This is a genomic window from Kitasatospora sp. NPDC007106 (assembly GCF_040634455.1).
In the GTDB taxonomy this organism is placed as follows: domain Bacteria; phylum Actinomycetota; class Actinomycetes; order Streptomycetales; family Streptomycetaceae; genus Kitasatospora; species Kitasatospora arboriphila.
The window spans coordinates 1-4,209 of the sequence record NZ_JBEYFP010000529.1 but is presented as its reverse complement, the minus strand read 5'-3'; the positions used below and the strand labels follow the sequence as shown (position 1 = coordinate 4,209).

5 protein-coding genes are annotated in these 4,209 nt (G+C 76.8%); 4 read left to right on the top strand and 1 reads right to left on the bottom strand.

Annotated elements, in window-relative coordinates; genetic code table 11:
* Positions 1-178 precede the first annotated feature (178 nt).
* The 4 genes from alr to ABZ641_RS27720 all read left to right on the top strand — a co-directional run bounded on the left by alr (position 179) and on the right by ABZ641_RS27720 (position 3,615).
* Positions 179-1,369 carry an alanine racemase gene (gene alr, locus ABZ641_RS27735; RefSeq protein WP_344621496.1) on the top strand — a complete coding sequence of 397 codons (1,191 nt, stop codon included), beginning with the start codon at positions 179-181 and terminating at the stop codon, positions 1,367-1,369.
* On the top strand, positions 1,369-2,727 hold the full coding sequence (locus tag ABZ641_RS27730) for an alpha/beta hydrolase (protein ID WP_359985959.1): 1,359 nt from the start codon (positions 1,369-1,371) through the stop codon (positions 2,725-2,727). The genes alr and ABZ641_RS27730 overlap by 1 nt, the downstream gene beginning before the upstream one ends.
* A 40-nt stretch (positions 2,728-2,767) precedes the next feature.
* The gene (gene tsaE / locus ABZ641_RS27725; RefSeq protein WP_344621498.1) at positions 2,768-3,274 is read left to right on the top strand and encodes a tRNA (adenosine(37)-N6)-threonylcarbamoyltransferase complex ATPase subunit type 1 TsaE; all 507 of its coding nucleotides are present in this window, start codon (positions 2,768-2,770) and stop codon (positions 3,272-3,274) included.
* A 143-nt stretch (positions 3,275-3,417) separates the two neighbouring features.
* A complete protein-coding gene (locus ABZ641_RS27720) occupies positions 3,418-3,615 on the top strand; it encodes a hypothetical protein (protein ID WP_344621499.1) in 198 nt (65 codons plus the stop codon).
* Between the two features lie 122 nt (positions 3,616-3,737).
* On the opposite strand, the gene ABZ641_RS27715 is transcribed toward ABZ641_RS27720, so the two are convergent.
* On the bottom strand, positions 3,738-4,209 hold a 472-nt coding region (locus ABZ641_RS27715), incomplete at its 5' end, for a hypothetical protein (protein ID WP_359985956.1).

Here is a 4,209-nt window from a genome sequence, read left to right as displayed (position 1 = left end):
CGACCCGCCCGAGTTCGGCGGCCGCCGGGCGCTGACACCGGCCGCGCCGCCCGGGCGGCGGGAGGGTACCGTTCCGCGGAACCGAATGCTCCGTTTCACGCGTCTCCCACTGATGACCGCCGGGCCCGGCCGGGGTCGTGAGCCGGGCAGCGGCGCCGGTCTGGGAGACTGATAGGCGATGACAACTGCGAAGACGACCGGAACTCCCGCCCTCACCCACGGGGTCCGCGCCGAGGCGGCCATCGACCTGGCCGCCCTGCGGGAGAACCTCGCCGCGCTGGGGGCCCGTACCGATGCCGCGCTGATGGCCGTGGTCAAGGCGGACGCCTACGGCCACGGCGCGCTGCCGTGCGCCCGCGAGGCGGTCGCCGCGGGCGTGCGCTGGCTGGGCACCGCCACCCCCGAGGAGGCGCTCGCCCTGCGCGCCGCGGGCATCCGCCCCGAGCAGGCCCGCATCCTGTGCTGGCTGTGGACCCCGGGCGGCCCCTGGGCCCAGGCGCTGCGCTCGCACGTCGACGTCTCCGTCAGCGGCCGCTGGGCGCTCGACGAGCTGCTCGCCGCCGTCCGCGAGACGGGCGTGCCCGGCCGCGTCCACCTCAAGGCCGACACCGGCCTCGGCCGCAACGGCTGCCAGCCGCACGACTGGCCCGAGCTGGTCGCCGCCGCCCTGCGCGCCCAGGCCGAGGGCCTGATCGAGGTCGTCGGCCTCTGGTCGCACTTCGCCGCCGCCGACGAGCCCGGCCACCCCTCCGTCCAGGTCCAGCTGGACGGCTTCGCCTCCGCCGTCGCGCACGCCGAGGCGCAGGGCGTGCGGCCCGAGGTCCGGCACCTGGCGAACTCGCCGGCCACCCTGCTGCTGCCGCAGTCGCACTACGACCTCGTCCGGCCCGGCCTCGCCATGTACGGCCTCTCCCCGGTGCCGGACATCGGCACCCCCGCCGACTTCGGGCTGCGCCCCGTGATGTCGCTCACGGCCCGGCTCGCCCTGGTCAAGACCGTCCCCGGCGGGCACGGGGTCAGCTACGGCCACCACTACACGACGCCCGGCGACACCACCCTCGGCCTGGTGCCGGTCGGCTACGCGGACGGCATCCCGCGGCACGCCTCCAACACCGGCCCCGTCCAGATCTCCGGCAAGTGGCACACCGTCGCGGGCCGGGTCGCGATGGACCAGTTCGTCGTCGACCTCGGCGGCGACACCCCGCCGGTCGGCGAGGAGGTCCTGCTCTTCGGCAGCGGCGAGCGCGGCGAGCCCACCGCCGAGGACTGGGGCCGCGCCTGCGGCACCCTCTCGTACGAGATCGTCACCCGGATCGGCTCCCGGGTGCCGCGCCGCTACGTGGGCGCGGGGGACGGGTCGGGCCTCTGATGGCGGAGGGCGCCGACGGGAATCCGGTCGCCGCGGTGGCCAAGGCCGCCGGGGCGGCCTCCGGCGGCGTGAGCAGGGCCGGCCTGATCGGCATATCGCTCGGCGTGGTCGCGGCCGGTGCCGCCGCCGGCGTCGCCGTCGAGCGCCTCACCGTCGGCCGCTCGATGCGCCGCCGCGCCCGCGAGGAGCTGGACGCCGCCGCCCCGTACGGCTCGCTGCGCGGCCGCCCGCGCACCGTCACCGCCCCCGACGGCACCGAGCTGTACGTCGAGCTCGACGGCACCGGCTGGGACGAGGCGGTGCCCGGACCGGCCGGGCGGCCCGAGCAGCCCGAGGACGAGGGCCAGCGCCGCCGCGCCTGGTTCACCCGGCGCCGCGGCGCCGCCGGCGTCGACCGCACCGGACTGCCCGGCCTGCTCGGCGGCACCGGCGCCCTGGCCCGGGCCGGCCGGCCCGCCGAGGCGGCCCCCGCCGACACCCCGACACCGCTGACCGTCGTCTTCTGCCACGGCTACTGCCTCAACCAGGACAGCTGGCACTTCCAGCGCGCCGCGTTCCGCGAGGGCCTGCGGCTGGTCTTCTGGGACCAGCGAAGCCACGGCCGCTCCGAGCGCTCCCGCTCCTACCTGGCCGGCGAGCCCGCCTCCATCGACCAGCTCGGCGGCGACCTCAAGGCCGTCCTCGACGCCGTCGCCCCCGAGGGCCCGGTCGTGCTGGTCGGCCACTCCATGGGCGGCATGACCGTGATGGCCCTCGCCGACCAGCACCCGGAGCTGTTCCGCGAACGGGTCGCCGGGGTCGGCCTGGTCGGCACCCTGGCCGGCGACTGGAACTCCGTCACCCTCGGCCTGCCCGCGGCCGGCGCCCGGCTGCTGCGCAAGCTCGCCCCCGCCACCGTCCGGCTGCTCGGCCGCCAGGTCGAACTCGTCGAGGCCACCCGCCGGATCGGCGCCGACGTCGCCGCGGTCTTCTACCGCCGCTTCTCCTTCGGCTCCAAGGACGTCGACCCGCAGGTCGTCCGGTTCGCCGAACAGCTCCTCGACGCCACCCCGATCGACGTGGTCGCCGAGTTCTACCCGGCCTTCGGCCTGCACGACAAGAAGGCCGCGCTGGCCGCCCTCGACGGCGTCCCCGTCCTCGTCCTGGCCGGGACGGAGGACCTGCTCACCCCGCCCGCGCACAGCGAGGAGATCGCCCGGGCACTGCCCGGCGCCGAGCTGGTCGTCCTCCCCGAGACCGGACACCTGCTGATGCTGGAACGGCCCGCCGAGGTCGACCGGTACCTGGCCGGGCTGCTGCGGCGCGCCGCCGGACACGCCGGCGTCCCCGCCCCGCCCGACCCGAGCCCCCACCCCTGACCGCGGCCCCGCCGCCACCCGGAAGGACACCGACACCCCCATGGGCAACCAGCTCACCCTCACCGTCGCCACCCCCGAGCGGATGGGCCGGCTCGGGAAGGGCCTCGCCGCGCTGCTGCGCCCCGGCGACCTGGTACTGCTGCACGGGGAGCTCGGCGCGGGCAAGACCACGCTCACCCGGGGCCTCGGCGAGGGCCTCGGCGTGCGCGGCGCGGTCACCTCGCCGACCTTCGTGATCGCCCGCGTCCACCCGCCGCTCGGCGGCGGCCCGGCCCTCGTCCACGTGGACGCCTACCGGCTCGGCGGCGGCCTGGACGAGATGGAGGACCTCGACCTGGACGTGTCCTTGCCCGAGTCGGTGGTCGTCGTCGAGTGGGGCGAGGGCAAGGTCGAGCAGCTCAGCGAGGACCGCCTGGAGGTCCGGATCCACCGGGCGATCGGCGGCGCCGCGGAGGAGGCCGACGACCTCGACCCGCGCCGGGTCACCGTGACCGGCCTCGGCGGCCGCTGGGACGGCGTCGACCTCGCCGTCCTCGACCGGGGCTGATCCCGCCGGCACGCCCCGGCACCTCCCCGCCCGCGACACCCCGACACTTCCCGACACGGCGTCGGGAAGGTGTTGCGGCCCGGCCTGCCCTCGTGATGGGATGGGAACTGCGGTTAGGTCTGCCTAACTAGGGAGGCGCCCCGATGGCGAGCACCACCCCCGCTGCGGCACCCACGCCGCAGGACCGTCCCGACGACACCGCGGCCCGGCCCGGCGAGGTCCCGATGCGCGCCCTGCTGGCCTCCTGCGCGTCCGCCGCCGCCGTCTCCACCCCGCCCGCGCGCCCGCAGCCCGCGGCGCAGGACCACCCGGAGCCCACCGCGCCGCCGCGCGCGGCCTGACACCGCACCGCCGCCCGCGCGGGACGGCACCGGCCGGAGCCCCGGCCCGGGCCGCTGCTCCGCGACGGCGGCTGCTCAGCGACGGCAACTGCTCCGCGAGGGCTGCTACTCCGCGAGGGCTGCTACTCCGCGACGAAGACCCGGGTACCGGTCGGCGCGAAGTCCCACAGCACCTGCCCGTCCGCCCGGGACGAGCGGATCCCGCCGGTGCGCAGGCCCGCGTCCGGCGGCGCCGTCGAGCCGTCCACCGCCGAACCGAAGCCGAACACCACCTCACCCTGCTCGGTGAACCGCACCACGTGCTCGATCTGCCGGTGATCGGTGCCCTTTCCGGTCGCCGTCCGGCTGTACACGCTGTAGCTGCCCGGAGTGGGCTCCACCGAGCCCGGCGTCACCGCGAACGAGGCCTGCAGCTGCGGGTCCTTCCGCGGGTCGACCAGCCACACCCGGTGCTGCGAGACCGAGTACACCACCCGGTAGCCCGTCCCCGACGAGGCGTCCTTCCTGGTGCTCGGCCTCCACGCCGCGCTGACCCAGGTGCCCAAGGAGCTGATGGAGGCCGCCAAGCTGGACGGCGCCACCGGCCTGCAGGCC

What these genes read in the sequence shown, in the direction of transcription:
- alr (WP_344621496.1), top strand. Translation starts at nt 179, where the DNA reads ATGACAACTGCGAAGACGACCGGAACTCCCGCCCTCACCCACGGGGTC.
- ABZ641_RS27730 (WP_359985959.1), top strand. Translation starts at nt 1,369, where the DNA reads ATGGCGGAGGGCGCCGACGGGAATCCGGTCGCCGCGGTGGCCAAGGCC.
- tsaE (WP_344621498.1), top strand. Translation starts at nt 2,768, where the DNA reads ATGGGCAACCAGCTCACCCTCACCGTCGCCACCCCCGAGCGGATGGGC.
- ABZ641_RS27720 (WP_344621499.1), top strand. Translation starts at nt 3,418, where the DNA reads ATGGCGAGCACCACCCCCGCTGCGGCACCCACGCCGCAGGACCGTCCC.